Here is a 24452-nt window from a genome sequence, read left to right as displayed (position 1 = left end):
GTGCCGCTAGGGCGTGCGCCCGATGATCCCGTCGCGCAGCGCCTGGCGTCGCAGGGCGATCTTGGTGCTCACGCCCACGCCCTCGGCGCGGTACTTCGCCCGAGCGTTCCGCAGCGAGCTGCGCGCCGCGTCCTGGGTGATCCCGAGCTCGGTCGCGACCTGCTTGAGCGAGAGCCCCTCGACGAAGAGGCCGACGATCCGGCGCTCGCGGGCCGTCAGCGGGCCCGCGCCGCCGCCGCCCAGCAGGGCCCGGGTCTGCGGGGTGAGGAAGCACTCCCCGCGCGCCGCGGTGCGGATCGCCTCGAGGATCACCTCCGTACGCTCGCTCTTCACCAGGTAGCCGCGCGCTCCGGCCTCCAGCGCCCCCGCGACGGTCTCCGCCTGGGAGTGGGTGCTGATGATGACCGGGGCCGCGCCGGCGGCGGTGATCGTGCGGATCTTCATCGCGAGGTCGAGGTCGTCGCCGAGGTCGATGTCCAGCAGCACGACATCGGTGGGGAAGCGCGGATGCGCCAGCAGACCGGTCCAGCTCGAGGCCGTCGCGACGACGCGGATCTCGGCGCCGGAGCGGTTGATCCACTCGGTGAGCGCGCTGAGCAGGATCGGGTGGTCGTCGAGGATCGCTAAGGCGATCCCGGGCTGCTCGCCGGTCGCCGTCCCGGCGTCCGCGCTCACGCCGACCGCCCCGGCGGGCGGTGGTCCAGCTCGATCGTCGTGCCCGTGCCCTCGGGAGACGCCCGGTGCGCGCCGATCTCGCCGAGGATCCCCCAGACCGCCGGGTCGACGTCCCGCGGCCGCAGGCCCGGCGCGCGCAGGACGATCCGCACCGGCACCGCCGCGTCCTCGCGATGCGCGAGCACCAGCTCGAGGGCGGGCCGGCCCGCGGCGGCCTGCTCGGTGAGCAGCCAGAGGACGGAGAGCAGGCGCGAGCGGTCCGGCGGCGCCAGAGCCGCGGCGATGCCCCGCGGGTCGCGGACGAGCACCGCTCCGGAGAGCAGCGCGGACTCCTCCACGGCGATCACGAGCCAGGTGCGGTCGTGGCTGCGCGCCAGCACCTCGCGGAGCCGGTCGCCGAGCACCCGGGCCCGCTCGCCGAGGTCGGCGTCGGGCGCGGCGCCCCGGGCGACGACCTCCTCGAGCAGCTCCGCGATCTCCGCGTCGACCCGCGCGAGCTCCACGGCCGCGAGACTGCCCGGACCGGTGCCCGGCCCGTCGACCACGCTGTCCGCCAGGGTGCGGTCGAGCCCGCGGTGCACGTGGCGGTCGAGCGCGGTGAGCAGCGAGGCGTAGACCGCCACGGGGGTCGTCGCCAGCAGCACGTTGCCGACCGCGATGCTCGACCCCTCGCCGGAGATCAGCGCGTGGGCGAGCAGCCCGAGCAGGCTCAGCCCGACGAGCACGATGATCGCCGCGGTGCTCCGCGACGGCGGCTGGAAGCCGAGCAGCGCGATCACCGTCGCGCCGACCCCGATGCAGACCGTGGGGTAGTAGAGCGGCGCCGGCGCCGGCAGCGCGTAGTCGGCGAACTCCAGCACCATCGCCACCGCGTCGACGGCGAGCACCCCCGCGAAGACCGGCCGGGGCAGCTCGCCGTGCCGGGTCACCACGATGACGATCCCCACCGCGAGCGCGGCGAGCACCAGCGCCCAGGAAAGTCCGGACAGCCCGGTCGCCGACCGGTCGTTCAGCGCCCAGAGGAAGGACGCCAGCCCGCGGACCACCAGTGCCACGGTGATCGCGAGGAAGCCGGCGCTGAGATAGCTCGCGGTCAGGCGATGGGTTCGCGTGATCCGCTGGCGGACCGAGTCGAGCGTCCTCGGCCCCTCGCCGGCCGCGCGGACCAGCTCGACGAGCGTGCCCTCTCCGGCGCGGTCGGCGCGGTCGGAGCGGTCGGACCCGGCGGAGCGATCAGCGCGGTCGCCGGCCTCGATCGGCGCGGTCATCGCGGCACGCTCAGCAGGACGGTGGTGCCCGCGCCGACCGCGGAGAAGATGCGCACCGAACCGCCGACGGCCTCGATCCGCCCGACGACCGACTGCGCGAGGCCGAGCCGCGACGCGGGGACGGCCGCGGGGTCGAAGCCGCGCCCCGCGTCCGCGACGGTCACGCGGACCGCGTCCGCCCCTTCGTCGAGCGTGACGTGGGCCGTCGCCGCACCGGAGTGGCGCCGCACGTTCTCGAGGCACTCCCCCGCGGCGCGCGCGAGGGCGTCGAGCGCCGCGCCGGGCAGGGGCGGCGCGTCGGGCGCGGCCGTGCCGGAGTGCCAGCGCACCTGCACGCCCAGTGCCTCCGCGCGGCGGCCGACCTCGGCGAGCACCGAGGGCGCGCTGCCCGCGTTCTCGGCCGGCGCCGGGCTCCCCTCCGCGGAGTCGGCGGGTGCGGGATCGGCGCGGTCGAGCCGGCGCAGCAGCGCGAGGTCGGCCGTCGCCTGCGAGCGCAGCGTCGCGACGGGGACGCCCTCGCCGCGGTGGGCGAGCAGGGTGAGGGTGGCGAGGATGGTGTCGTGCATCAGGCGCGCCTCGCGGCGGCGCTGCGCCTCGCTCTCGCTCGAGCGGCGCTCGGCGGCGTGCGCCGTGCGCAGGCGGGTGGTGCCGGCGTGGGCGCGCTCGACGCTCGAGGCGAGCCAGCGGGCGCCGATGACGGCGACGACCCAGCAGACGACGACCGAGAGTCCGACGAACAGCGCCCGTCCCGAGCCGGTCGTCGCCGCCATCCCGAGGGCCAGCGCCGGGACGCCGCCGAGGACGGCCGCCCAGCCGAGCCGCGGCGACGAGCCGATCGCGAGCAGCGGGGCCGGCAGCGCCATCGAGGCGAGCATGGTCACGCAGCTGAGCACGGTGCGGTCGCCGTCCGGGACGCCCGGGCCGAGGAACGCCGCGAGCGCGACGACGCCGAGCACGAGGCCGGCGATCACGGCCCGCGCGCCGCTCGGACCGGCGCGGCGCGAGGAGAGCTGGATCGCGGCGCTGATCACGAGCAGGAGGGCGCTCGGCAGCACGGCGGGCAGCTCGGTCGGCACGAGCATCACCAGGTGGAGCGCGGACGCGCCCGCGAACAGTCCCCCGGCCCGGCGCGCGCAGGCGATGCCGACCTCGCTCTGCTCGCGGCGGAGCTCGAGCGCATCCGCGTCGGCGGCCTCGGCGCTCGGGAGCCCGGCACTCGTGAGCAGCATCGACACCTCGTCGTGAGGGGTGCGCGAGCCGCACCCGGAGTTGCATCGTGGCACAGGCGCGGGCCGCGCGAGGAGCCGGTCTGGGCCCGACGGTCGCGCTCGGGCGCTCCTCTCCCGTAGAGTGGAGACATCTCCTGGGCGATCGCCCGAATTCCACGGCTGAGAAGTCGCACGACGACGAAGAGACTCAGCCCCTGATAGAGACCGCAACGATCGAGTGCATCGCCCTCGATCCGCCGGTTCGAACGCCCGCCTCACCCGCGGGTACCGCCCTTCACAGGACGCCGCGGAAGCCGCGCCGTTCCTCGTTCGACCCCCGCTTCTCCGACACTCTCGGTGAGCGGGACGTTCTCCCCCGCGCAGTCGCACTCCCCACGAGGAGCCGCGCTCTCCGCCCCCAGACGACCCGGATCGATCGGCCGACGCGTGTTTCACCCGCGGCGGACGAGCGGACCGGGTACCGCACAGCTGTGCGAAATCTAACGACGGCCGCTCACGCGGGCGTCACCATCACGTAAGGAAAAGAAATGCCTACTGGCACCGTTAAGTGGTTCAACTCCGAAAAGGGCTTCGGCTTCATCGCTCCCGACGACGGAGGCGCCGACGTGTTCGCGCACTTCTCCGCCATCGCCAAGGAGGGCTACCGCGAGCTCGTCGAGAACCAGCACGTCGAGTACGACGTCGAGCAGGGCCGCAAGGGCCCGCAGGCCGCGAACATCCGCGGCGTCGGCGAGTAATCACCGACCCCAGCGTCACACGGCCTCCGGGTCGCAACGACCTCTGAACGCCCCGGCCACCGCGATCCTCGGATCCGCTGGGCGGGGCGTTCGCCGTTCCCGGTCCGACCCGCCCGGAGCGCGCCGCGGCGGTATCCTCGCCAGCATGGGACGACTGATCTACGGGCCGCAGTCACTCGAGATCGACTTCGACGATCGACTGCTCGCCCACCTCAAGGTGGCGATGTTCGCGAAGATGCGGCGGAACGAGTCGTTCAGCCTCTCCTGGACCGAGCCGGAGTCGAGCGGCTACGGCCGCAGCTCCGTCTGGATCCACCCGACCACGCCGCTGCACTTCCGCTTCCACGGAGGCCGGCGCCCGGCGCTCAACCGCGCCTGGATCGACGAGCTGATCGCTCACGCCAACAGCACCGGCGAGCTCGTGCTAACCGAGGAGCCCCCGGAGCACGCCTGACTCGCGATCTCGATGCACTGATCCGCGGCCTCATGCCGATCGAGTAGCCCGCTCAGCGGGCGTATCGAGATCCACCCCCGCCGGACGACGAGCCTGCAGACCCGCCTGCTGAGGACGCCGGGTCTCGATACGCCCCTTCGGGGCTACTCGACCAGCATGCAGGCGGCCGCTCGACCGGCAAACGGGCGGCCGCTCGACCGGCAAGCAGGCGGCCGCCGCGCCCCTCATGCTGATCGAGTAGCGCCCGCAGGGCGCGTATCGAGATCCACCGGCTCCGCGGTGCTCAGACCACGCGGGGGCGGGCGGTGTGCACGAGCTCGTCGTGGGGCAGGGCGCGCAGGCGGGACGCGATCTCCTCGCGGGCGGTGGTGTCGACCGAGGCCCAGGCGTACTCCTCCGGCCAGAGCGGGGTGACGGTCACCAGCTCGACGTCGCCCGTCGCCAGCTCGAGGCGCTCGGGGAGTCCGCCGCCGCGCAGGCCCAGCAGCACGCCGACCGAGCCGCGCTCGTCCGCCCAGGCGGCCGGTGCGGCCGCGCCCGGCAGGGTGGCCGTGTCGACGCCCGTCCGGCAGCACACGCCCTGCAGCGCCGCGAGCCGCGCCGCCTCGTAGAGGACACGGAACTGCCAGTGGTTCCAGAGGTCGGCCGCGGGGATGCCGCGCAGCGCCGAGGTCTCGAGGCACAGCTCGAGCCCGAGGCCGGTGCCGGGGCGGGCGAGGCGGTCGAAGGGATCGCTGAGGCCGTCGGTGGCCAGCACCACGGAGGGGCCGCGCTCGACGCGGAGGAAGGCGCGGTGATCGGTGGGCCAGCGGGCGCCTCCGCGGACGCCCGGGTCCTCGGTCGAGACGACGACCGTGCGGTCCAGATCGCCGACGCTGCGCCACAGCTGGGCGCGGTCCTCGGCCACGGCCTCCGCGAGGGCCTTCCGCTCGTCCGGGGTCCAGCGGAGCTCCCGGGTGCGGTTGAACAGCAACGACATGAGACTCTCCGTCCACGCGGCGGGCCTGCCGCGTCCTCCGGAACCGTACGGGGCCCGCCAGGGGGGCTCCTCCGAGCAACCGGAGTAGTTCCTGGACGCGGGGCCCCGCGCGGGAGGGCGTCAGCCGAGCGGATCGACGCCGTTCTGCCGCCAGGGCTCGTCGGCGAGCTGGCCCGAGCCGGCCTCGCCGTCGTGCGCGCCGAGCGGCTCGGCCTCGCGCCGCGCCTCGACCGGGACGGCCCCGAGCGAGGTGCCCGCGCCCTCGGCCGTGCTGCCGGGGGCGAGCAGCCCCTCCTCGTCCTCGCGGGAGCCGACCTCGTCCTCCGGGGCGTTCTCGGTGCCGCTCTCGGCCATCGAGTCGTAGGGGTGGTCGGGGTCGGCGCTCTCCTCGGGGGTCGTGCTCTCCTCGTTGTCGGCGTCGGCCGGCTGCACGTCGTCCGGGTGCTCGACGTTCGCCGAGCCTCCGCTGGTGAATCCGGCGAACTCGGGGCTGTCGTCTGCGCTCATGGCCGCCACGGTAGCACCGGGCGGCCAGCGCCTAGGCTCGGAGCACGACCGCCTCGGCGGCGCGACGACGGGAGCGGGAATTGCGACGACTCGGCTACGAGCGGTTCGGCGGACCGGACGTGCTGTCCTGGCGGGAGGCCCCGGTGCCGATGCCCGGACGCGGCGAGGTGCTGGTGCGCACGCGCGCCGCGAGCATCAACGCGACCGACGAGAAGATCCTCTCCGGTGCCGCCCGGATCATGGCGGTCGGCCGGAAGCGCCCCTACGGCTTCGGACTCGACATCGCCGGCACGGTCGAGGCGCTCGGCCCCGGCGACCACTCCGTCTCGATCGGCGACCGCGTCGTCGGCATGACCCGCGACGGCGACGCCTTCGCCGACGCCGCGATCGTCCGCGGCCGCTCGCTGGTCCCGCTGCCCGACGCCCTCGACGACGTGCAGGGAGTGACGCTGGCGATGTCCGGCGGCACCGCGATCGGCACGGTCGACGCCCTGCGGGTCCGGGCCGGCGAGCAGATCCTGGTGGGCGGCGGCTCCGGCGCGATCGGGAACCTCGTCGTGCAGCTGCTGCTCCGCGCGGGCTGCACCGTCGCGGCGACCGGCTCGGCCGCGTCCGCCGACACCCTGCGTGCGCTCGGCGCCGAGCCGCACGACTACCGCCTGCTCGACCTCGGTGTGCTCGGCGGCCGCTTCGACGCGGTGCTCGACGTCTCCGGGCACCTGCCGGCGAGGGACGCCGCGCTCCTCCTCGCCGACGGCGGCCGCTACACCACCCTCGTGCCGAGCGGCCCGGACCTCGGCGCCCAGGCGGCGAGCCTCGTCCGGCGCGGCCGCCCGAAGGTGAGCAACCTGATCGTCACGGCGAGCGCCGAGCGCATCGGCCGGGCCGTCTCGCTGGCCGTCTCGGGCGAGCTCGTTCCCACCGCCGGCGCCGTGCATCCGCTCGAGGACGTCATCGCCGTGCTCTCGCGGCGGGCGCAGGGCACCGACCGGACGATCGGCAAGATCGTCTTCACCGCCGACGACGCGGCTCCGCTGAGCTGATCGGACCCGAGCCGACCGGCTCGGCGGACTCGCGCTTCTCCTCGCGCGGCGCCGCGCCGAGGGAGAGGGTCGCCGCGAAGCCGACGGCGAGGAAGCCCGCCGCGGCGAAGGCGGCGAAGCGCGTGCCGTCCGACAGCGCCTCCCCGGCCGCGCGGGCGACGTCCGCCGAGCCCGGGTCGGCCGCGAGTCCGGCGATGGCCGCTCCCGAGGAGTCGACGACGGCGTCCACGGTGCTGCTGACCTGCGCGGCCGGCAGGCCCTGCTCCTCCAGCGACGAGGTGAGCACGCCCGCGGTCGAGGTGTAGAGGATCGTGCCGAGCACCGCGATGCCGAGCGCCGAGCCGATCTGCCGGGCGGTCGACTGGGTGCCGGAGCCCTGGCCGCTGAGCTCGACGGGCACGTCGCGGAGGACCACTCCGGTCAGCTGCGCGGTGGCGAGGCCGACGCCGAAGCCGTAGACGGCGAGGAAGGGCACGAGCGCCCACCACGGTGTCGTGTCGGAGACGACGGCGCCGATGCCGACCACGCCCACGATCTCGGCCGCGAGCCCGACCCGGACGATCAGCACGGCGGAGACGCGGTTGCCGAACGCGCCCGCGAAGCCGGAGGCGACGAACGAGCCGAGCGCGAGGGCGATCAGCACCAGCCCGGTCTGCACCGCGGTGTAGCCGAGCACGTTCTGCAGCCAGATCGGCAGGGCGAGGATGATGCCGAACTCGCCGAGCGAGACGATCATCGCGGCGATGCTGCCGTTGCGGAACGAGGCCAGCCGGAACAGCCGGAGCGAGAGCATCGCCGAGCGGCCGGCGCGCTCGCGGGCCCGGCCCCAGAGCACGAACGCGATCGTCGCGAGGACGGCGACGACGAAGGCGACCGGCACCGGCGAGGGCAGCCACCAGCCGAGGCTCCGGCCCTCGATCAGCCCGAAGACCAGGCCGGCGGAGGCGACGACCGAGAGCAGCGCGCCGACCAGGTCCACGCGGCCCGCGTCCGGCTGCTTCGACTCGTCGACGAAGAGCAGCGCGCCGACGACGATGACGATCCCGAGCGGGATGTTGATCCCGAAGGCCCAGCGCCAGGAGAAGTCGGTGGTGAGCCAGCCGCCGAGCAGCGGACCGACGGCGGTCATCCCGCCGATGGTCGAGCCCCAGACGGCGAACGCGATCGCCCGCTCCTTGCCGCGGAACGTCGCGTTGATCAGCGACAGCGTCGACGGCAGCACCATCGCGCCGCCCACGCCCTGCACCACCCGCGAGAGGATCAGCAGGTCGCCGGTGGCCGCGAGCGAGGCGGCCACGGACGAGAGGGCGAACAGCGCGATGCCGACGACGAGCATCCGGCGCCGGCCCCAGCGGTCGGCGAGGGTGCCGAAGGCGAGCAGGAGCGCGGCGAAGACGAGGGTGTACGACTCCTGCACCCACTGCACCTGGGTCGAGGTGATGCCGAGGTCGGCGACGATCGACGGGATCGCCACGTTCACGATCGTCGAGTCGACGATGATCGTCGCCACGCCGAGGCTGATCACGATCAGTCCGATCCAGCGGCGCCGAGCTGCTGCGAGAGCCATGATGCCGTCCTCCTCCGCCCCGGATCCGGTCCGGAGCTCCATTAGTAAGCCAGCTGACTATATGCCTCGGCGCGCCGCTCGCGCCAGGGTGGCGCGTGGAGAGGGGTCCGGAACAGTACCGGCCCGTGCCCCGCCGGACAAGGGCGAGAACCGCTCAGGGAGCGTTCGTCAGGATGGTCGCATGCCCGCATCTCCCCGTTCCTTCCCCTATCCCCTCGGCGTCTCCCTGCGCGGCGACGCCGGCGCGAACGTCGCCGTCTACTCCGAGACCGCGGACAGCGTCGAGGTCTGCCTCTTCGACTCCTCCGGAGCCGAGACCCGCGTCGCGCTCACCGAGCGCACCGGTCACGTCTTCCACGGCATCGTCCCCGAGATGACGGTCGGCACCCGCTACGGTCTGCGCGTCGACGGCCCCTGGGACCCCGCCAACGGCCTCCGCCACAACGCCGCGAAGCTCCTGCTCGACCCGCACGCCACGGCGATCGAGGGCGGCTACGAGTGGAGCGAGGACGTCTTCGGCCAGTTCTACGAGGACGCCGACACGCGCAACGACGCCGACGACGCGGCCGCCGTGCCGCGCTGCGTCGTGACCGACCCCGATTCCTTCGACTGGACCGGCGACGAGGCCCCGCGCATCCCGCTGGACGAGACGGTCGTCTACGAGGTGCACGTGAAGGGCTTCACCCAGCTGCACCCGGACGTGCCCGAGAACGTCCGCGGCACCTACCGCGGCCTCGCGCACCCCGCGTCGATCAAGCACTTCACCGACCTCGGCGTGACCTCGGTCGAGCTGCTGCCGGTGCACCAGTTCGTGCAGGACTCGCACCTGGTCGAGAAGGGCCTGCGAAACTACTGGGGCTACAACTCGCTCGGCTTCTTCGCGCCGCACAACGAGTACTCGCACGCCGGCGACGACGGCTCGCAGGTCGACGAGTTCAAGGCCATGGTCAAGGCGTTCCACGAGGCCGGCCTCGAGGTCATCCTCGACGTGGTCTACAACCACACCGCCGAGGGCAACGACAAGGGACCGACGCTGTCCTTCAAGGGCATCGACAACGGCTCGTACTACCGCCTCGTCGAGGACGACCGCGCCAACTACTTCGACACCACCGGCACCGGCAACAGCCTCAACGTCGCGCACCCCGCGGCGCTGGGCCTGATCATGGACTCGCTGCGCTACTGGGTGACCGAGATGCACGTCGACGGCTTCCGCTTCGACTTGGCCACCACGCTCACCCGCCAGACCGGCGAGGCCGAGGTGCACAGCGCCTTCCTCGACCTGATCGCGCAGGACCCGGTGCTCGCGCCCGTCAAGATGATCGCCGAGCCGTGGGACACCGCCGGCTACCAGGTGGGCGGCTTCCCCGCCGACTGGTCGGAGTGGAACGGGAAGTTCCGCGACGACGTGCGCGACTTCTGGCACGGCGCCGACTCGGTGCTCGGCACCACCGCGCAGCGGATCCTCGGCTCGCCGGACGTCTACGAGGCGGACAAGCGCTCCCCCGTCTCGAGCGTCAACTTCGTCACCGCGCACGACGGCTTCACTCTGGCCGACCTCACCGCCTACTCGCGCAAGCACAACGCGGCCAACGGCGAGGACAACAACGACGGCGAGAGCGACAACCGCTCCTCCAACAACGGCGCGGAGGGCGCGACCGACAACGGCGCCGTCAACGAGCGCCGCGCCCGGATGCGCCGCAACTTCCTCGCGACGCTGCTGCTCTCGGCCGGCGTGCCGATGATCCTCGGCGGCGACGAGATCGCGCGCACCCAGGGCGGCAACAACAACGCCTACTGCCAAGACGACGAGATCTCGTGGTTCGACTGGGAGAACGCGGACCTCAACCTGCTAGCCTTCACCCGCGAGCTGATCGCGCTGCGGAAGGCCGAGCCGGCCCTGCGGCCGAAGTGGTTCCGCCGCGCCCCCGGCGACGGCCCCGAGACCGTCGACATCCTGCGCTCGGACGCCGCCGGCTTCGCCGACGAGGACTGGGACAACCCGGACGCCCGCTCGATCACGTTCGTCTTCCGCGCCGAGGGCAGCGCCAGCTTCGCACTGCTGATGAACTCGGCCGAGAACGGCGTCGAGTTCACGGTGCCGGACGCCCCCGGTGCCGAGTGGCAGCTGGCCGCCTCGAGCGACCCGGAGCAGGTCGTCGAGGGCGAGGTCACCACGCTGATCGTGCGCGACGCGTCCTTCACGCTGCTGCGCTCCGCCGCCTCCTGATGACCGGGCCGGGCCGGACCTCGCGGCGCCTGCGCTTCAGCGGGCGCATCGCGGGGTTCGGCACGGCCTCCGGCACCCGGATCGTGCTCGGGCTGTGGGAGAGCACGCCGTTCGGCGCGTTCGCCGACGCCATGGTCGAGCGGGCGGACGGGCACCGGCTCCTGATCGCGCCGACGGACGAGGTCGCGGACTTCATCGGGTCGACCTACTCGTTCGACGAGGTGCGGCTCGCGCCGGTCGCCTGGCACCGCGTCGCCGGCGGGATCGAGGCCACGGCCGGCCCGCTCTCGCTCGCGCTGCGGCTCGGCGGGCTCACTCGGCTGGGCCGCCTGCTGAGGGTCGTGCCGCGGCCGCTCGCCGAGCACCCGGCCTGGCTGACCGCGATCTCCCCGGTCGCCTCCGTGCTGGTGCGCGGCGTGAGCACCGCCGGCTCGGCCGGCCACGGCAAGCGGGAGTACTACGGCGTCCGCGCCATCCGCTCGATCCTCGGGGTCACCGCCTCGCTCGACGGCGCGGACCTCGGCGCGCTCGGCCCGCTGTCGCCGCCGGCCCGCTTCGGCTTCTCGTCGGCACCGGCCACGCCGGCGATCGTCGACGTCACCACCACCATCACGCTGCCCCGGACCCCCGGTGCGGCACGAGAGAGAGGAAGCGCCTCGTGAAGAAGGGCGACAAGATCAGCTGGAACACCTCGCAGGGCGAGACCCACGGCGAGCTGGTCGAGAAGAAGACGAAGGAGTTCCAGTTCGAGGGGCAGAAGTTCAACGCCTCGGACGACGAGCCCTACTGGATCGTGCAGAGCGACAAGACCGACGCGAAGGCCGCGCACGAGGAGTCCTCGCTGAAGAAGAAGTAGCGGCGCACACTGGGGAGCATGAGCGACGACGACGACGTGCGCCGACTGGCGCTCCTGCTCCCCGGCACCGAGGAGCGGACCGCCTACGGCACCCCGGCCTTCTACGCCGGCCCGAGGATGTTCGCCCGCCTGCACCAGCGGCCGGGTGTCCTGCTCGTCTGGCGGGCCGATCTGGGCGAGCGCGAGGCGCTGCTGCAGAGCGACCCGGAGACGTACTTCACGACGAGCCACTACGACGGGCATCCGAGCGTGCTCGTGCGGCTGGAGAAGATCGGCGCGGACGAGCTCGGCGAGCTGCTGCGCGAGGCGTGGGCCGCGAGGGCGCCGCGCCGGCTGCTCGACGGCGAGGCCTGACTCCCAGGTCCCCCGGCGACGAGTCACAGCTGTGCGCCGCGGCGACGAGACACAGCCGTGCGCCGCGGCGACGAGTCACAGCCGTGCGCCGCGGCGACGAGTCACAGCCGTGCGCCGCGGCGCACCAGCTCGTGCACCCAGGCGAGCTTCTCGGCGATCGCGGGCGTGATGACGAAGGGGTAGAGGTCGTCCTTGCCCATCGAGCGGTTCACGCTGTTGAGCGCGAGCGAGAAGCCGTGCCAGCGGGCGAGGATCTCGGGCGTCTCCAGATCGGCGACGCGCTGCGCGCCCGTCGCCTGCACACTGCCGACCAGCGACTCGGGGAGGCGGCCCCAGGGTCCGGCGACGGTCAGGCCGACCGTCGCGGTCGTCTCCAGCGCGTCGGCGATGTGCAGGTAGTGCGCGAAGGTCTCGGCGAAGTCCTCCCACGGGTGCGTCGTGGCGTACTGCGAGATGTGGTCGCGGGCCCAGTCCTCGGTCGACGCGCCGCCGTAGTGCGCGTCGAGCGCGGCGCCGTAGTCGGCCCGCTCGTCGCCGAACAGCGCGCGGAACGCGGGCAGGAGCGGCGTGCCGTCCACGAGCAGCTGCCAGTAGTAGTGGCCGATCTCGTGCCGGAAGTGGCCGAGCATCGTCCGGTACGGCTCGCCGAGCCGCGCCTTGAGCGCCTCGCGGTGCGCGTCGTTCCCCTCGGCGAGGTCGACGGTGACCACGCCGTCGGCGTGCCCGGTCGTCGCGGCGCCCTGCGCGGAGGAGAGCAGCTCGAAGGACAGCCGCCGACCGCGGTGCACCGGCAGGTCGAGGTGCCGCAGCTGGCGCAGCAGCCGCCGCTTGGCGAACTCGGCGACCGTCAGCTGGCTCAGCGTCGCCGCGTCGTACACCGGCGGCCGGGCGCTCGTCAGCGCGCAGGAGGCGCAGGCGCCGCCCGTCCCCTCCGCCGCCAGCCAGGTGCAGTCGATCGTGCCGCGGTACACGCAGAGTGCGCGCCCCTCCGCCTCGACGAGCTCGTCCGCGTCGACGTCGTACGCGAGCGCCGTGCCGCAGCGCAGGCACCGCGCGTCCTCGAACTCCACCCGCGCCTCGCAGTGCGGACAGCCGAAGACGCGCATGACGGGCGAGCTTACCCGCCTTCAGGCGCGACGAGCCTCGAGTTCTCGCCTGCGCCGGCGCCGGCCAGGTCGGCGAGGACATCGGCGACGATGAGCCGGATACCCGAGAACGCCTCCGCCGATGAGTCCGCTGCCCAGGAGAGCGAGGGGAACTCCACCACGGTGCCGAGGAACTGCTCGTCCTCCTGCGACCACTGGACCCGATAGGTGCAGCGCTCCGCGTCGGTCATCGTCGCTCCCCTTCCCTTCTCGGTCGCCGCGAGCACCTGCTCGACGTGACCGGACGAGTATCACGGGCGATCTCAGCGAGGCAGTGATCGTGCGCCAGATCGCGTCGCCCTCGCGATCGACTCGACGCCGCGCGGTAGAGAGGTGCGATGGACGTCAAGCAGGTCGCCGAGCAGCTCGGTGTGACTCCGCGCCGAGTGCGGGCGCTGATCGCCGCGGGCCGGATCGAGGCCAGGAAGGTCGGTCGCCGCTGGGAGATCATGGAGGTGCCCGAGGTGCGCTCGCGCCGGCCGCTCTCCGCCAGGTCGCGACGGCTGCTGGCCCACGCCCTGCACGAGCGGACCCTGTCGGGCCTCGAGGGACAGGAGCGCGCCAGGACGGCCGCGCGCATCCGCCTGCTTCGCGCGTCGCCCGACCCCGCCGGGCTGCTGGCGGACTGGTGGGGCGGGACTGTGGAGTCCGGGCTCGTCGACTTCGGCACGAATCTCGTGCAGCACGCACTCCACGGCGACCCCGACTACGTCCGTGAGGCTCTGCACCGACCGCGACGGGAGTACCTCCGGCGCCCGGACATACTGGCGGCCGTCGTCGGATCGGAGCGACGCATCCAGGGTCTCTCCACCGACGAGCTGGCGCACGCCGCGGGTGTGGCCGTCTCCGACGTGCGACGCCTCGAACGCGGTCTGCCGATGTCGACCCCCTCGATAGCGCGACGGGTTCTGAACGTGCTGGGCGTCGAGCCGACCGCGCTTCCCGACCTGGACTGTCGATGAGGGAACGCCTGGAAGGCAGGCCCTCCGTCGCGCCGGCCCGGCCCCGCCGGGCCTAGGCGATGCGGATCAGCTTCTTGTTGACGAACTCCTCGAGGGCGCTGCGGCCCATCTCGCGGCCGGTGCCGGAGCGCTTGACGCCGCCGAAGGGGAGCTCGGCCGCGTCGCCGAGGACGAGGTTGATCCAGACCATGCCGGCGTCGATGCGGTCGGCCAGGCGGAGGGCCTGCTCCGAGTCGGTCGTGTAGAGGTAGGAGCCCAGGCCGTACGGGGTGTCGTTGGCGAGCGCGATCGCCTCGTCCTCGTCGTGCACGCGGTAGAGCGCGGCGACGGGGCCGAAGAACTCCTCGCGGTAGGCGTTCATCTCGGGGGTGACGTCCTCGAGGACGGCCGGCGGGAAGAAGTTGCCGGTCACCTCGCCGCTGGCGCGGACGGTCGCGCCCTGCTCGCGGGCGACGGCGAGCTGCTGCTCGAGGCGCTTGGTCGCAGCGGCGGAGGAGAGCGGGCCGAGCAGGGTCCCCTCGGCGAAGGGATCCGCGGGCTGGGCGGCGGTGAAGGCCGCGGTGAACTTCTCGGCGAAGGCGTCGTAGAGCCCGTCGATCACGATGAAGCGCTTGGCGGCGTTGCAGGACTGGCCGTTGTTGTCCAGGCGCGCGGCGACCGCGTCCTCGACGGCCTTGTCGAGGTCGTCGGTGGAGAGGAGCACGAACGGGTCGGAGCCGCCCAGCTCGAGCACGACCTTCTTGAGGTTCCGGCCGGCGATCTCGGCGACGGCCGCTCCGGCGCGCTCGGAGCCGGTGACGGAGACGCCCTGCACGCGCGGGTCGGCGATGACGGTCGCGGCCTGGTCGTTGCTCGCGTAGAGGTTCACGTAGACGCCGGCAGGGGCGCCGAGCTCCTCGGCGGCCGTGCGGAAGATGTCGGCGATCGCGGCGGCCGACTCCGGGCACTGCGGCGCGTGCTTGAGCAGGATCGTGTTGCCGTTCACCACGTTCGGGCCGGCGAAGCGGGCGACCTGGTAGTAGGGGAAGTTCCAGGGCATGATGCCCAGCAGCACACCCAGGCCCGAGCGGCGGACGAACGCCGAGCCGGTGCCGTCGGCCAGCGCGATCGGCTCGTCCTTCAAGAACTCCTCGCCGTTCTCGGCGTAGTAGCGGTAGATGTCCGCCGCGAAGCCGACCTCGCCCTGCGCCTGGTCGAGCGGCTTGCCCATCTCGCGGACGATGATCTCGGCGAGGGCGTCGGCGCGCTCGACGTGCAGGTCCGCGACGCGGGCGATCAGCGCGGAGCGGGTCGCGACGGGCACGGTGCGCGACCAGGTGGAGTACGCGTCGTGGGCCGAGGCGATGGCGTCGGCGAGCTCGGCGTCGGTGATGCCGGGGTACTCGCTCAGCGTCTCGCCCGAGGCCGGGTCGATGACGGCGTAGCTGCTGCTGCTCATGCGGGGAGTGCTCCTTCACGGTCGCGGGCCGGCGCGGTCGCGTCGGCGGTGTCGTGCTCGATGTCGGCGTCGGGGGCGTCGGCGGTGTCCTCGGCCAGGATCTCCTGCGCCAGGCGCCGGCCGACGCGGATCGCGCCGTCGACGTGCTGGTAGCCCTCGGCCGCGAGGTCGCTGGAGCCGAAGCGGAGCGGCCCCACCGGCTCGAGCTGCAGCGCGCCGTAGCGGGTCAGCCCGCCGAGGTCGAAGCTCGCGGCGTACGCGCCCTGCGTCCACTCCTCCGACGCCCAGTCGCTCTCGTAGTAGACGACGGGGTCGAGCGCGGCCGGGCCGTAGTAAACGGCGAGCGAGTCGAGGATCGCGGCCTTCCGCTCGGCTTCGGGCAGCGCTAGCACGCGGTCGGCCTTCTCGTCCGAGACGAATCCGACGAGGGTGCCGCGCTCCTCCCCCGCGTTGGAGTTGTCGTAGGCCTCGTGCACGAGGGCGTGCGGACTGAACGCGGTGCCGGAGAGGCCGTCGGCGCGCCAGAACGGGGTCGCGTAGGTCGCGTGCACCTTGATCACGAGGCCGAGGGACTGGTGCTGGAGCGCCTGCTGGCGGAGCCGGGGCAGCGGCGGGTCGAAGGTGATCCGGTTGACGAGGTTCGGCGGCACGGCGACGATCGCGCGGCGGGCCCGCACGGTGACGCCGTCGGCGCGGACGATCACGCCGTCGTCGCCGTACTCGACGGAGCGGACCGGCCGGCCGAGCAGGACGCGCTCGGCGCCCACGCGCTCGGCGAGCCGCTCCGGGACCTGCTGGAGGCCGCCGAGGACGCGCTTGTCGAGGATGAAGTCGGCGTCGACGAGGTTGCCGAAGCTGCCCGCGCTCGCCGCCATCAGCAGGGCCTGCAGCAGCGAGAAGGAGTGCGCGGGCTTGGTGAGCATGGCGTCGGCGATGAAGAGCGCGATGTTCGCGCGGGCCTCGGCGTCGTCGCTCTGCGCCTCCAGCCAGGCGCTGAAGCTGATCCGGTCGTAGTCGTGCGCCCGCGGGTGCGACCACGGCGCGGACGGGTCGGTCTCGGCCACGAGGCCGTCGAGGATCCCGATCAGGCGCTCGATCTCGGCCTCGGTGCTCGCGCCGCCGGGGAAGATGTCGCCGGTGAAGCGCCGGGCGCCGCCGTCGGCGCCGATGTAGACGCTCTCGCCCTCGCGGTAGCGGGAGTAGGTGTCGAGGCCCAGCTCGTCGAGCGTCTCGAGCAGGGCGGTCTGATCCGGCGAGACCCACTGGCCGCCGAGCTCGAGCATCTGGCCGTCGACCACGCGGGTCTCGAGGCGGCCGCCGACACGCTCGCGCGCCTCGAGGACGACGACGCGGCGGCCCTGCTCCTGCAGCCGGAGGGCGGCGGTCAGGCCGGTGGCGCCGGCGCCGATCACGACCACGTCGCAGTCGAGATCGGATTCGAGGGCGGTCGCGCTGGACTCCACCACGCTGTGCATGACAACTCTTTCCGTCGGTGATCCCCGCTTTCGACGAGGGATTGCGAACAATTCTGGCACAGCAACGGTGGAGAAGGGCAGTGCGGGACGCGACGGATCGGTCTTTCCCGCGATACATAGGCGTGCTATGTTTAAGCACGTGCTCGAACCCTCCGCTCCCGTCCGCCTCGCCTCCGCCGCCACCGCGCTCGCGCGGTACGCCGGTCGCTCCAGCGGCGCCACCGGGCTCGGCGCGCAGTCCGGCGCCGTCTGGTCGACGCTCGCCGAGCTGCGCACCGCCTCCCCGATCCGACTCGGCGAGCTCGCCGAGCGCGTCCGGGTCACCCAGCCGACGATGACCGGCATCATCGCGCGCCTCGACGAGGCCGGCTGGATCCGCCGCGTGCACGACGAGAGCGACGGCCGCGCCTGGCTGATCGAGGGCACCGAGGCGGGAGCCGCGGCCCTCGCCGAGCACCGCCTCCGCCTCGACACCGCCCTCGCCCCGCTGTTCGACGACCTCGACGACGACGACCGCCGCGCCCTCGAGCGCGCCGCGGCCCTCGTCGAGGAGCGCGTCCTGCGCGTCGCCGGCGGCCCCGCCTCCTGACTCCCCTTCCCCGCACGACCCCTCCCCCGAAAGGCCCCTCCGTGTCCACTCCCCACTCCCCCGCCGCGGGCGGCTCGATCCTCCGGCAGCCGCTCGCCGTCTGGGCCGTCGCCTTCGCCGCCGTCATCGCCTTCATGGGCATCGGCCTCGTCGACCCGATCCTCCCGGCCATCGCCGAGAGCCTGGAGGCGACGCCGACCGAGACCTCGCTGCTGTTCACCAGCTACCTCGTGATCACCGGCGTCGTGATGTTCTTCACCAGCTGGCTCTCCAGCCGCATCGGCGCGAAGAAGACGCTGATGATCGGCCTGGTGCTGATCGTGGTCTTCGCCGCGCTGGCCGGCACGGCCGGCAGCGTCGAGGGCGTCATCGGCTTCCGCGCCGGCTGGGGCTTCGGCAACGCGCTCTTCATCTCGACCGCGCTCTCGACGATCGTCGGCGCGGCCAGCGGAGGATCCTCCGCCGCGATCGTGCTCTACGAGGCCGCGCTCGGCGTCGGCATCGCGATCGGCCCACTGCTCGGCGGCCTGCTCGGGTCCGTTTCCTGGCGCGGACCGTTCTTCGGCACGGCCGTGCTGATGGCCGTCGGCTTCATCGCCATCGCGACGCTGCTGCGCGAGGACGGCCCGCGGCCCACCCCGACGCCGCTCTCCGCGCCGTTCAAGGCGCTGGCCGTGCCCGCGATCCGGACCCTCGCCGGTGCGGCGCTGTTCTACAACATCGGCTTCTTCGTGCTGCTGGCCTACACGCCGTACCCGCTCGGGCTCGACGAGATGGGGCTCGGCTTCACCTTCTTCGGCTGGGGCCTCGGCGTCGCGATCACCTCGGTCTTCGTCGCGCCGCTGCTGACCGCGCGGCTGCCGCGCACCGTCGTGCTCCGCTCGGTGCTGGTGCTGCTCGCGCTCGACCTCGTCGCCGGCGGACTGCTGATCTCCTCGCGGGTCGGCCTCATCGTCTGCATCATCGTCGGCGGCCTGCTGCTGGGCGTCGTCAACACCGTGCTCACCGAGTGCGTGATGGAGGCGACCGACCTGCCGCGCTCCGTGGCCTCGTCCTCCTACTCGGGCGTGCGCTTCCTCGGCGGCGCGATCGCCCCGCCCGCCGCCTCGGCGCTGGCCGCGGTGATCTCGCCGGCCTTCCCGATGTACGCGGCGGCGGGAGCGGTGCTGATCGCCTCGCTGATCGTGTTCCTCGGGCGGCGGACGCTGGCGCGCGCGGACGCGCACGGCCAGGAGTCGGAGGCCGTCGAGGCCCAGTCGATCGCCATCGGCGAGAGCCTCTGAGCGCGTCGGTCTCGATACGCCCCTCCGGGGCCTCTCGACCAGCATGCAGGACAGCGTCAGCTCCGTTGCAGCAGCTCTCTGTTGATCGAGTAGCCCGCGCAGCGGGTGTGTCGAGATCCACCACCGTCAGGAGCACGGGTCTGCAGACCGGCCCTGCTGGGAACAGCGGGTCTCGATACGCCCCTGCGGGGCTACTCGACCAGCATGAGGCGCCTGTGCGGCGCCTTCCATGCTGATCCGCCGGGCCGTGCAGCCCCGTTCATGCTTGTCGACCGGGCCGTGCAGGCCCGTTCATGCTGATCCGCCGGGCCGTGCAGCCCCGATCATGCTGATCGAGTAGGCCGCGCAGCGGGCGTATCGAGATCCACCACCGTCCGAGCCCGAATCGTCAGGGCGCGACCTCGAACATCCGGGGGCGCAGCGGCGCCGTGCGCGGGTCCGCGGCGCAGGCCTCGAGGGCGGCGGCGAGCACGCCTGCGGCCGGCCGCGCGTCGCGGACGTACACGTCGACTCCCGCCGGGGTGAACGGCGTGCGGGCGAAGCGGGTCAGCGCCCAGCCCGCCTCGGCATCGGCCGCGACGAAGGACCAGCGGCTGCGGGCCAGCAGCGTCAGCGGCTCGACGCCCCGCCAGCGGAAGCCGTCGGGATCCGCGGGGTCGGGGGCGTCGATCCCGACCACGTAGCGCGTCGAGCGGCGGCCGCGCCAGCTGACCACGTCGCCGACCTCGCCGCCGGGCAGGGGCGCGTAGGTGATCGCGACCCCCTCGCGCCCCCGCCAGAGCGGCAGGCTCGAGCCGCGCACGAACCAGGTGCCGGTCGCCAGCGCGGCGCGGTCGATCGCGGGAGCGTCGATCACGGCAGCGCGTGCTTGACGTTGGAGCGGGCCAGCGCGATCGCCTCGCCCGCGCCGCCGTTCATCACCATCTTCGACATCGCCAGCGCGAAGCCCTTCACCTGGGCACCGGTGACCGTCGGCGGCAGCGAGAGCGCGAGCGGATCGGTGACCACGTCCACGAGCACGGGCCCCGGGTCCGCGAGCGCCTCGCGCAGTGCGGACTCCACCTCGCGCGGGTCCTCGACCCGGATCCCCCGGATGCCGACCGCCGTCGCGACCTGCGCGTAGTCGACCATCGGCACGTCCACCGCGAAGTCCGGGAAGCCGTCGACCAGCATCTCCACCTTCACCAGCCCGAGCGTCGAGTTGTTGAAGACGACGATCGTCACCGGCAGCTTGTACGCCGCGACCGTCACCAGCTCGCCCATCAGCATCGAGAGCCCGCCGTCGCCGCTCAGCGAGACGACCTGGCGGCCGGGCTGCGCCATCTGGGCGCCCACGGCGTGCGGCAGTGCGTTCGCCATCGAGCCGTGCGAGTACGAGCCGAGCAGGCGTCGGCGCCCGTTCGGCGTGATGTAGCGCGCCTGCCAGACGTTGCCCATGCCGGTGTCGGCGGTGACGATCGCATCGTCGGCGAGCAGGGAGTCGAGCGTCGACGCGACCAGCTCGGGGTGGATCGGCCGCTTCGTGGCGACCTCGGTGTACTTGCCGACCACGCCGGTGACGAGCTTCTCGTGCTTCTTCAGCATCCGGTCGAGGAAGCGGTGGTCCTTCCGCTTCACCAGCGGGGTCAGCGCGTCCAGGGTCGTGGCGACGTCGCCGTGCACCGGGTGCGCGACGCTCACCCGGCGGCCGAGCTTGGAGGCGTCGCTGTCGACCTGCGCGATGACGACCTTCGACGCGTCCGGCAGGAACTGCTCGTAGGGGAAGTCGGTGCCCAGCAGGATCAGGAGGTCGGCGTCGTGCATGCCCGCGTGGGCGGCGCCGTAGCCGAGCAGCCCGGTCATGCCGACGTCGTAGGGGTTGTCGTACTGGATCCACTCCTTGCCGCGCAGGCTGTGCCCGATCGGCGCTCCGATCAGCTCGGCGAACGCGACCACCTCGTCGTGCGCGTCCCGCACGCCCGCGCCGGCGAAGATCGCGACCGTCTTCGCCTCGTCGATCGCCTGCGCGAGCGCGCGGACGTCGGCCGCGGCGGGCACCAGGGCCGGCCGCTCCGGCAGCACGAAGGACGGGAAGTCGCCCTCCGCCTCGAACTCGGCGACGTCGCCCGGGAGGGTCACCACGGCCACGCCGCGGAGCGCGACGGCACTGCGCATCGCCGCGTTGACGACCCGCGGGGCCTGCGCCGCCGTCGAGACCAGCTCGCGGTAGTGCGAGCACTCGACGAAGAGGCGGTCGGGGTGCGTCTCCTGGAAGTAGCCGGAGCCGATCTCGCCGCTCGGGATGTGGCTCGCGATGGCGAGCACGGGAGCACCCGAGCGGTGCGCGTCGTACAGGCCGTTGATCAGGTGCAGGTTGCCGGGGCCGCAGCTCCCGGCGCAGACCGCCAGCCTCCCGGTGATCTGCGCCTCCGCGCCGGCCGCGAAGGCGGCGGCCTCCTCGTTGCGGACGTGGATCCAGTCGATCCCGCCCTTCGCCGAGCCGCCGCTGCGGCGCACCGCGTCGACGATCGGATTGAGCGAGTCCCCGACGATCCCGTAGATCCGGGCGACCCCGGCGTCGATGAGCTGGGCGATGAGCTGGTCTGCGACGGTCTTCTGAGCCATGACCCCATTCGACTCCACCCGGCTGGACTTCGCCTGCCCCTCGCGGGGCCTTGCCGGGCGGCGACGATCGGAGTAGCGGACCGCACCGCAGAGGGGGTGCCCCGGCGGGCCCCGCCGCCCCTACCCTGGAGCCGACCCCGTCACCGCCGTCTGGAGCCTCCGATGAACCGCCGCCGTTCCGCCCTCGTCCTCGCCGCCGCCGCGGCCCTCGCCCTCGGCCTCACCGGCTGCTCGGGGATCAACAGCATGATGGGCGGCGAGACCCGCGACGACACCTCGGGCGAGATCGTCGACGGCGGCACGACCGACGTCTTCCAGCTCCGCGTCGGCGACTGCCTGAACGACGAGCTGAGCGAGACCGCGACCGAGGTCACCGACGTGCCGACCGTGCCGTGCTCCGACGCGCACAGCTACGAGGTCTTCCAGAACATCACGATGGCCGACGCGGACGAGTACCCCGGCGAGACGGCGACCACCGAGCAGGCCGACTCCGAGTGCCAGGCCGCGTTCGAGGGCTTCGTCGGCCTCAGCTACGAGGAGTCGCAGTACGACTTCAGCTACTACTACCCGACCCAGGAGAGCTGGGACGGCGGCGACCGCGTCATCAACTGCCTGATCACCGACCCCGCGGGCCCCAGCACCGGCACCCTCTCGGGCGCCGCCGCCTGACCGCCTGACCCTCCCCGCGAGATGCCACTTGTGCACGCTTTTCACGGCGTGTCGCGCTCATAAGTGGCATCTCGCGGCGGGGATCAGCGCGTGTCCACCGGGCGGGGGAAGAGGGTGAGGAGCAGGCCCGAGGCTATCCAGACGGCGGCGATGCCGAGGATGAGCCAGCCGGCGTCGAGAGAGGACGCGGCTCCGGCGAGGGCGGCGCCGACCGCGGCGGCGGCGGCGCGCAGGCCCGCGCCGATGGTGAAGACCTGGGAGCGGACGGCCGCCGGGCTCTCCTGATCGCGCAGCAGGAGCATCGCGGCGTTCGCGGGCGCGGTGAAGACTCCGGCGACGGCGAACGCGACGAGGGCCACGACGATCCCGAGGTCGGGCGCGGCGGCGAGCAGGGCGACACCGGTCGCGGCGAAGCCCGCGCCCATCACCCAGGCCGGCGGGCGGTGCGTCCAGCGCCGCATGGCGACCGCGATCGCACCGAGCAGCCCGCCGACGGCGAACGCGGTGAGCAGCCCGGCCGCCGCGTCGGTGCTCCCCACCCGCTCGAGCGACAGGCCGATCGCCGCGACGCCGGCCGCGCCGCCGCCGATCTGGCTGATCGTCCCGGAGAGGGTGACGATCGCGATCGGCCGATGCCGCACGAGGTGGGTGACACCGGCCGCGATGGTGCGCCGGACGCCGACGGTGGGGGTGGGCCGCGCCTCCATCCGCAGGGCGAGCGAGCCGAGGACGCCGACGAGCGCGAGGGCGGCCATCGCGAGCATGGCGAAGCGGGCCGACGCGACGGCGATCACCAGCCCGGCGATCGCGGGGCCGCCGATCGAGGCGACGGTGTAGGACAGCGAGTCCTGGGCGTAGGCGCGGCGCGGGTCGGCGATCGCGCTGGTCACGAAGCTCGACATGCCGCCCATGTAGACCGGGGTGGCCAGGCCCGCGATCACCAGGAGCAGCGCGATCAGCGCCGTCGGCACGTCGCCGAGGAAGGACGCGAGCGCGAACGAGGCGGCGGTGGCCAGCGCCGCGCCGACCAGCAGCCGGCGCGGCGCTCGCACCCGGTCGAGCACCGTGCCCACGAGCGGAGCGGCGATCACGCTCGGGAACAGGGCGGCGCCCGTCAGGAGCCCGCCGAGGGCGACGTCGTCGAGGCGCTCGACGGCGAGGACGGGCAGGGCGACGACCATGCCCGCGCTCGCGAGGCGCAGCGGGATCGAGGCGGTCAGGTAGGTGGCGGCGCTCATGCGGCTCGGGAGGACATCACCTCCCATTTTTCCATGCTCTCGAGGGCCCGCTCCCCGGCCGCGGCGATCAGGGCAGCAGGATCACCTTGCCGTCGAGCGTGCGCGACTCGGCGAGCTCCATCGCCGCCACGATCTCCGTGAGCGGGAAGCGCGCCGCGATGTTGGCGGTGAGCGAGCCGTCCGCGAGCAGCGCGAGCACGCGGCCCAGGTCCTCCTCGAGCCGCGCACGGAACCGGGCGGGCCGGAGCGAGTGCCCGGACCAGAGGTCGTAGAAGACGGCCCGCTTCCCGTTCGGCGCCAGCTGGTAGGCCTGCACCCGGGCGAGCTGCTTCAGGAACGGCGGCCAGATGCTGCCGGTGCTCGCGCTGACGATCGCGTAGGCGACGAGGGTGCCGCCGGGCGCGAGCAGCGACCAGGCCAGGCGGGTGGTCTCGCCGCCGATGTTGTCGAAGACGGCCTGCACGCCGCCCGGTGCGAGCTCGCGGACGCGGGCGGCGAGCTCCGGGTCGGCGTAGTCGACCGGCTCGACGCCCGCCGCGCGGAGGGCGTCGTGGTGCCGCGGCGAGGCGGCGCCGATCACCCGGATGCCCTCGAGCGAGGCGAGCCGGTGCACGAGGCCGCCGACGCCGCCGTTCGCTCCGAACAGGAGGATCGTGTCGCCGCAGGAGAGCCGGGCCGAGCGGTGCAGCATCTGCCAGGCCGTCACTCCGTTCACCACCACGGCCTCGGCGTCCTCGGGCGCGACGCCCTCGGGGACGAGGACGCAGTCGCGCGCGGCGACCCGGGCGTGGCCGGTCCAGCCGCCGGTCTTGGTGAGCGCGGCGACGCGGCGGCCCTCGAGCGAGGCGTCGCCGCCGGGACCGACGGCGAGCACCCGGCCGACGAGGTCGTAGCCGGGCGTGAAGGGGAAGGCGGGCTGGGCGAAGTAGCGGCCGCGGCGCATCGACTGCTCGGCGAAGGAGATGCCGGTGGCCTCGACGGCGACGAGCAGCTCGCCGGCCGCAGGCGGCTCGACGGCGGCCTGCTCGAGGAGGAGTCCGGACGGCTCGACGAGCCCGGGGAGGACGACGCGGGTGGTGGTGAGCGGGAGGGCGGTGGTCATGGGGTGCTCCTTGAGGGTGATGGTGAGTGACTGGACAGTCACTTTGTTTGA

Annotated in this window: 25 protein-coding genes; 11 read left to right on the top strand and 14 right to left on the bottom strand. The window is 73.3% G+C overall.

Features of this window, described 5'->3' with window-relative positions; translation table 11 throughout:
- Window positions 1–6: 6 nt before the first annotated feature.
- From C1I64_RS19225 to C1I64_RS19215, 3 genes are read right to left on the bottom strand one after another with little or no spacing between them, the layout of a single operon-like run.
- On the bottom strand, window positions 7–675 hold the full coding sequence (locus C1I64_RS19225) for a response regulator transcription factor (RefSeq protein WP_127888331.1): 669 nt from the start codon (window positions 673–675) through the stop codon (window positions 7–9).
- Window positions 672–1943, bottom strand: coding sequence for a hypothetical protein (locus tag C1I64_RS19220; RefSeq protein ID WP_127888330.1), 1272 nt, complete (start codon window positions 1941–1943; stop codon window positions 672–674). The genes C1I64_RS19225 and C1I64_RS19220 overlap by 4 nt, the downstream gene beginning before the upstream one ends.
- Entirely contained in the window at window positions 1940–3172 is a 1233-nt protein-coding gene (locus tag C1I64_RS19215; protein ID WP_127888329.1) for a sensor histidine kinase, read from the bottom strand. Before C1I64_RS19215 ends, C1I64_RS19220 begins: the two co-directional genes overlap by 4 nt.
- Before the next feature lie 527 nt (window positions 3173–3699).
- On the opposite strand from C1I64_RS19215, the gene C1I64_RS19210 reads away from it, so the two are divergent.
- Both C1I64_RS19210 and C1I64_RS19205 read left to right on the top strand, forming a co-directional pair.
- Window positions 3700–3909: a cold-shock protein gene (locus C1I64_RS19210; protein ID WP_123444803.1), complete on the top strand. Its 210-nt coding sequence runs from the start codon at window positions 3700–3702 to the stop codon at window positions 3907–3909.
- A gap of 145 nt (window positions 3910–4054) precedes the next feature.
- Window positions 4055–4363, top strand: coding sequence for a DUF7882 family protein (locus tag C1I64_RS19205; RefSeq protein ID WP_123444802.1), 309 nt, complete (start codon window positions 4055–4057; stop codon window positions 4361–4363).
- Window positions 4364–4646: 283 nt separating this feature from the next.
- Here C1I64_RS19205 and C1I64_RS19200 read toward each other — a convergent pair whose 3' ends face one another.
- Window positions 4647–5342, bottom strand: a complete 696-nt coding sequence (locus tag C1I64_RS19200) for a suppressor of fused domain protein (protein WP_123444801.1) — start codon at window positions 5340–5342, stop codon at window positions 4647–4649.
- Between the two features lie 120 nt (window positions 5343–5462).
- The gene (locus C1I64_RS19195) at window positions 5463–5849 is read right to left on the bottom strand and encodes a hypothetical protein (protein ID WP_127888328.1); all 387 of its coding nucleotides are present in this window, start codon (window positions 5847–5849) and stop codon (window positions 5463–5465) included.
- Between the two features lie 80 nt (window positions 5850–5929).
- Here C1I64_RS19195 and C1I64_RS19190 point away from each other — a divergent pair, with 80 nt between their 5' ends.
- A complete protein-coding gene (locus C1I64_RS19190) occupies window positions 5930–6892 on the top strand; it encodes an NADP-dependent oxidoreductase (RefSeq protein ID WP_127888327.1) in 963 nt (320 codons plus the stop codon).
- Here C1I64_RS19190 and C1I64_RS19185 read toward each other — a convergent pair.
- Window positions 6861–8459, bottom strand: coding sequence for a DHA2 family efflux MFS transporter permease subunit (locus C1I64_RS19185; protein WP_127888326.1), 1599 nt, complete (start codon window positions 8457–8459; stop codon window positions 6861–6863). The genes C1I64_RS19190 and C1I64_RS19185 overlap by 32 nt on opposite strands.
- 181 nt (window positions 8460–8640) lie before the next feature.
- On the opposite strand from C1I64_RS19185, the gene glgX reads away from it, so the two are divergent.
- Genes glgX through C1I64_RS19165 form a run of 4 tightly spaced genes read left to right on the top strand, consistent with a single transcriptional unit; the run spans window position 8641 to window position 11896 of the window.
- Window positions 8641–10686, top strand: coding sequence for a glycogen debranching protein GlgX (gene glgX, locus C1I64_RS19180; protein ID WP_127888325.1), 2046 nt, complete (start codon window positions 8641–8643; stop codon window positions 10684–10686).
- The gene (locus C1I64_RS19175; RefSeq protein ID WP_127888324.1) at window positions 10686–11348 is read left to right on the top strand and encodes a hypothetical protein; all 663 of its coding nucleotides are present in this window, start codon (window positions 10686–10688) and stop codon (window positions 11346–11348) included. Before glgX ends, C1I64_RS19175 begins: the two co-directional genes overlap by 1 nt.
- Window positions 11345–11542, top strand: a complete 198-nt coding sequence (locus C1I64_RS19170; protein WP_127888323.1) for a hypervirulence associated TUDOR domain-containing protein — start codon at window positions 11345–11347, stop codon at window positions 11540–11542. Before C1I64_RS19175 ends, C1I64_RS19170 begins: the two co-directional genes overlap by 4 nt.
- Before the next feature lie 18 nt (window positions 11543–11560).
- The gene (locus C1I64_RS19165) at window positions 11561–11896 is read left to right on the top strand and encodes an MmcQ/YjbR family DNA-binding protein (RefSeq protein ID WP_123444796.1); all 336 of its coding nucleotides are present in this window, start codon (window positions 11561–11563) and stop codon (window positions 11894–11896) included.
- A gap of 101 nt (window positions 11897–11997) precedes the next feature.
- Here C1I64_RS19165 and C1I64_RS19160 read toward each other — a convergent pair whose 3' ends face one another.
- Together C1I64_RS19160 and C1I64_RS19155 are read right to left on the bottom strand one after the other, a co-directional pair.
- The gene (locus C1I64_RS19160; RefSeq protein ID WP_127888322.1) at window positions 11998–13002 is read right to left on the bottom strand and encodes a putative zinc-binding metallopeptidase; all 1005 of its coding nucleotides are present in this window, start codon (window positions 13000–13002) and stop codon (window positions 11998–12000) included.
- Window positions 13003–13013: 11 nt separating this feature from the next.
- A complete protein-coding gene (locus C1I64_RS19155; RefSeq protein ID WP_127888321.1) occupies window positions 13014–13232 on the bottom strand; it encodes a hypothetical protein in 219 nt (72 codons plus the stop codon).
- A 147-nt stretch (window positions 13233–13379) separates the two neighbouring features.
- Here C1I64_RS19155 and C1I64_RS19150 point away from each other — a divergent pair, with 147 nt between their 5' ends.
- Window positions 13380–14003 carry a helix-turn-helix domain-containing protein gene (locus C1I64_RS19150; RefSeq protein WP_127888320.1) on the top strand — a complete coding sequence of 208 codons (624 nt, stop codon included), beginning with the start codon at window positions 13380–13382 and terminating at the stop codon, window positions 14001–14003.
- Between the two features lie 52 nt (window positions 14004–14055).
- Here the strand turns inward: C1I64_RS19150 and C1I64_RS19145 are convergent, their stop codons facing one another.
- On the bottom strand, window positions 14056–15441 hold the full coding sequence (locus C1I64_RS19145; RefSeq protein ID WP_127888319.1) for an NAD-dependent succinate-semialdehyde dehydrogenase: 1386 nt from the start codon (window positions 15439–15441) through the stop codon (window positions 14056–14058).
- Entirely contained in the window at window positions 15438–16916 is a 1479-nt protein-coding gene (locus C1I64_RS19140) for a flavin monoamine oxidase family protein (RefSeq protein ID WP_127888318.1), read from the bottom strand. The genes C1I64_RS19145 and C1I64_RS19140 overlap by 4 nt, the downstream gene beginning before the upstream one ends.
- 127 nt (window positions 16917–17043) lie before the next feature.
- On the opposite strand from C1I64_RS19140, the gene C1I64_RS19135 reads away from it, so the two are divergent.
- Together C1I64_RS19135 and C1I64_RS19130 are read left to right on the top strand one after the other, a co-directional pair.
- The gene (locus C1I64_RS19135; protein ID WP_164874604.1) at window positions 17044–17505 is read left to right on the top strand and encodes a MarR family transcriptional regulator; all 462 of its coding nucleotides are present in this window, start codon (window positions 17044–17046) and stop codon (window positions 17503–17505) included.
- A gap of 41 nt (window positions 17506–17546) precedes the next feature.
- The gene (locus C1I64_RS19130) at window positions 17547–18788 is read left to right on the top strand and encodes an MFS transporter (RefSeq protein WP_127888316.1); all 1242 of its coding nucleotides are present in this window, start codon (window positions 17547–17549) and stop codon (window positions 18786–18788) included.
- Window positions 18789–19176: 388 nt separating this feature from the next.
- Here the strand turns inward: C1I64_RS19130 and C1I64_RS19125 are convergent, their stop codons facing one another.
- The gene (locus C1I64_RS19125; protein ID WP_127888315.1) at window positions 19177–19644 is read right to left on the bottom strand and encodes a hypothetical protein; all 468 of its coding nucleotides are present in this window, start codon (window positions 19642–19644) and stop codon (window positions 19177–19179) included.
- Window positions 19641–21392, bottom strand: coding sequence for a pyruvate dehydrogenase (locus tag C1I64_RS19120; RefSeq protein WP_127888314.1), 1752 nt, complete (start codon window positions 21390–21392; stop codon window positions 19641–19643). Before C1I64_RS19120 ends, C1I64_RS19125 begins: the two co-directional genes overlap by 4 nt.
- Before the next feature lie 162 nt (window positions 21393–21554).
- Here C1I64_RS19120 and C1I64_RS19115 point away from each other — a divergent pair, with 162 nt between their 5' ends.
- Window positions 21555–22061: a septum formation family protein gene (locus tag C1I64_RS19115; RefSeq protein ID WP_123444786.1), complete on the top strand. Its 507-nt coding sequence runs from the start codon at window positions 21555–21557 to the stop codon at window positions 22059–22061.
- Window positions 22062–22144: 83 nt separating this feature from the next.
- Here C1I64_RS19115 and C1I64_RS19110 read toward each other — a convergent pair whose 3' ends face one another.
- Together C1I64_RS19110 and C1I64_RS19105 are read right to left on the bottom strand one after the other, a co-directional pair.
- The gene (locus C1I64_RS19110; RefSeq protein WP_164874603.1) at window positions 22145–23299 is read right to left on the bottom strand and encodes an MFS transporter; all 1155 of its coding nucleotides are present in this window, start codon (window positions 23297–23299) and stop codon (window positions 22145–22147) included.
- 67 nt (window positions 23300–23366) lie between these two features.
- Window positions 23367–24401, bottom strand: coding sequence for a medium chain dehydrogenase/reductase family protein (locus C1I64_RS19105; protein ID WP_127888312.1), 1035 nt, complete (start codon window positions 24399–24401; stop codon window positions 23367–23369).
- Between the last annotated feature and the right edge of the window lie 51 nt (window positions 24402–24452).

It is taken from the genome of Rathayibacter festucae DSM 15932 (assembly GCF_004011135.1).
Taxonomy (GTDB): Bacteria; Actinomycetota; Actinomycetes; order Actinomycetales; family Microbacteriaceae; genus Rathayibacter; species Rathayibacter festucae.
The sequence above is the reverse complement of the archived record's forward strand: the minus strand, read 5'-3'. Positions and strand labels throughout refer to the sequence as shown.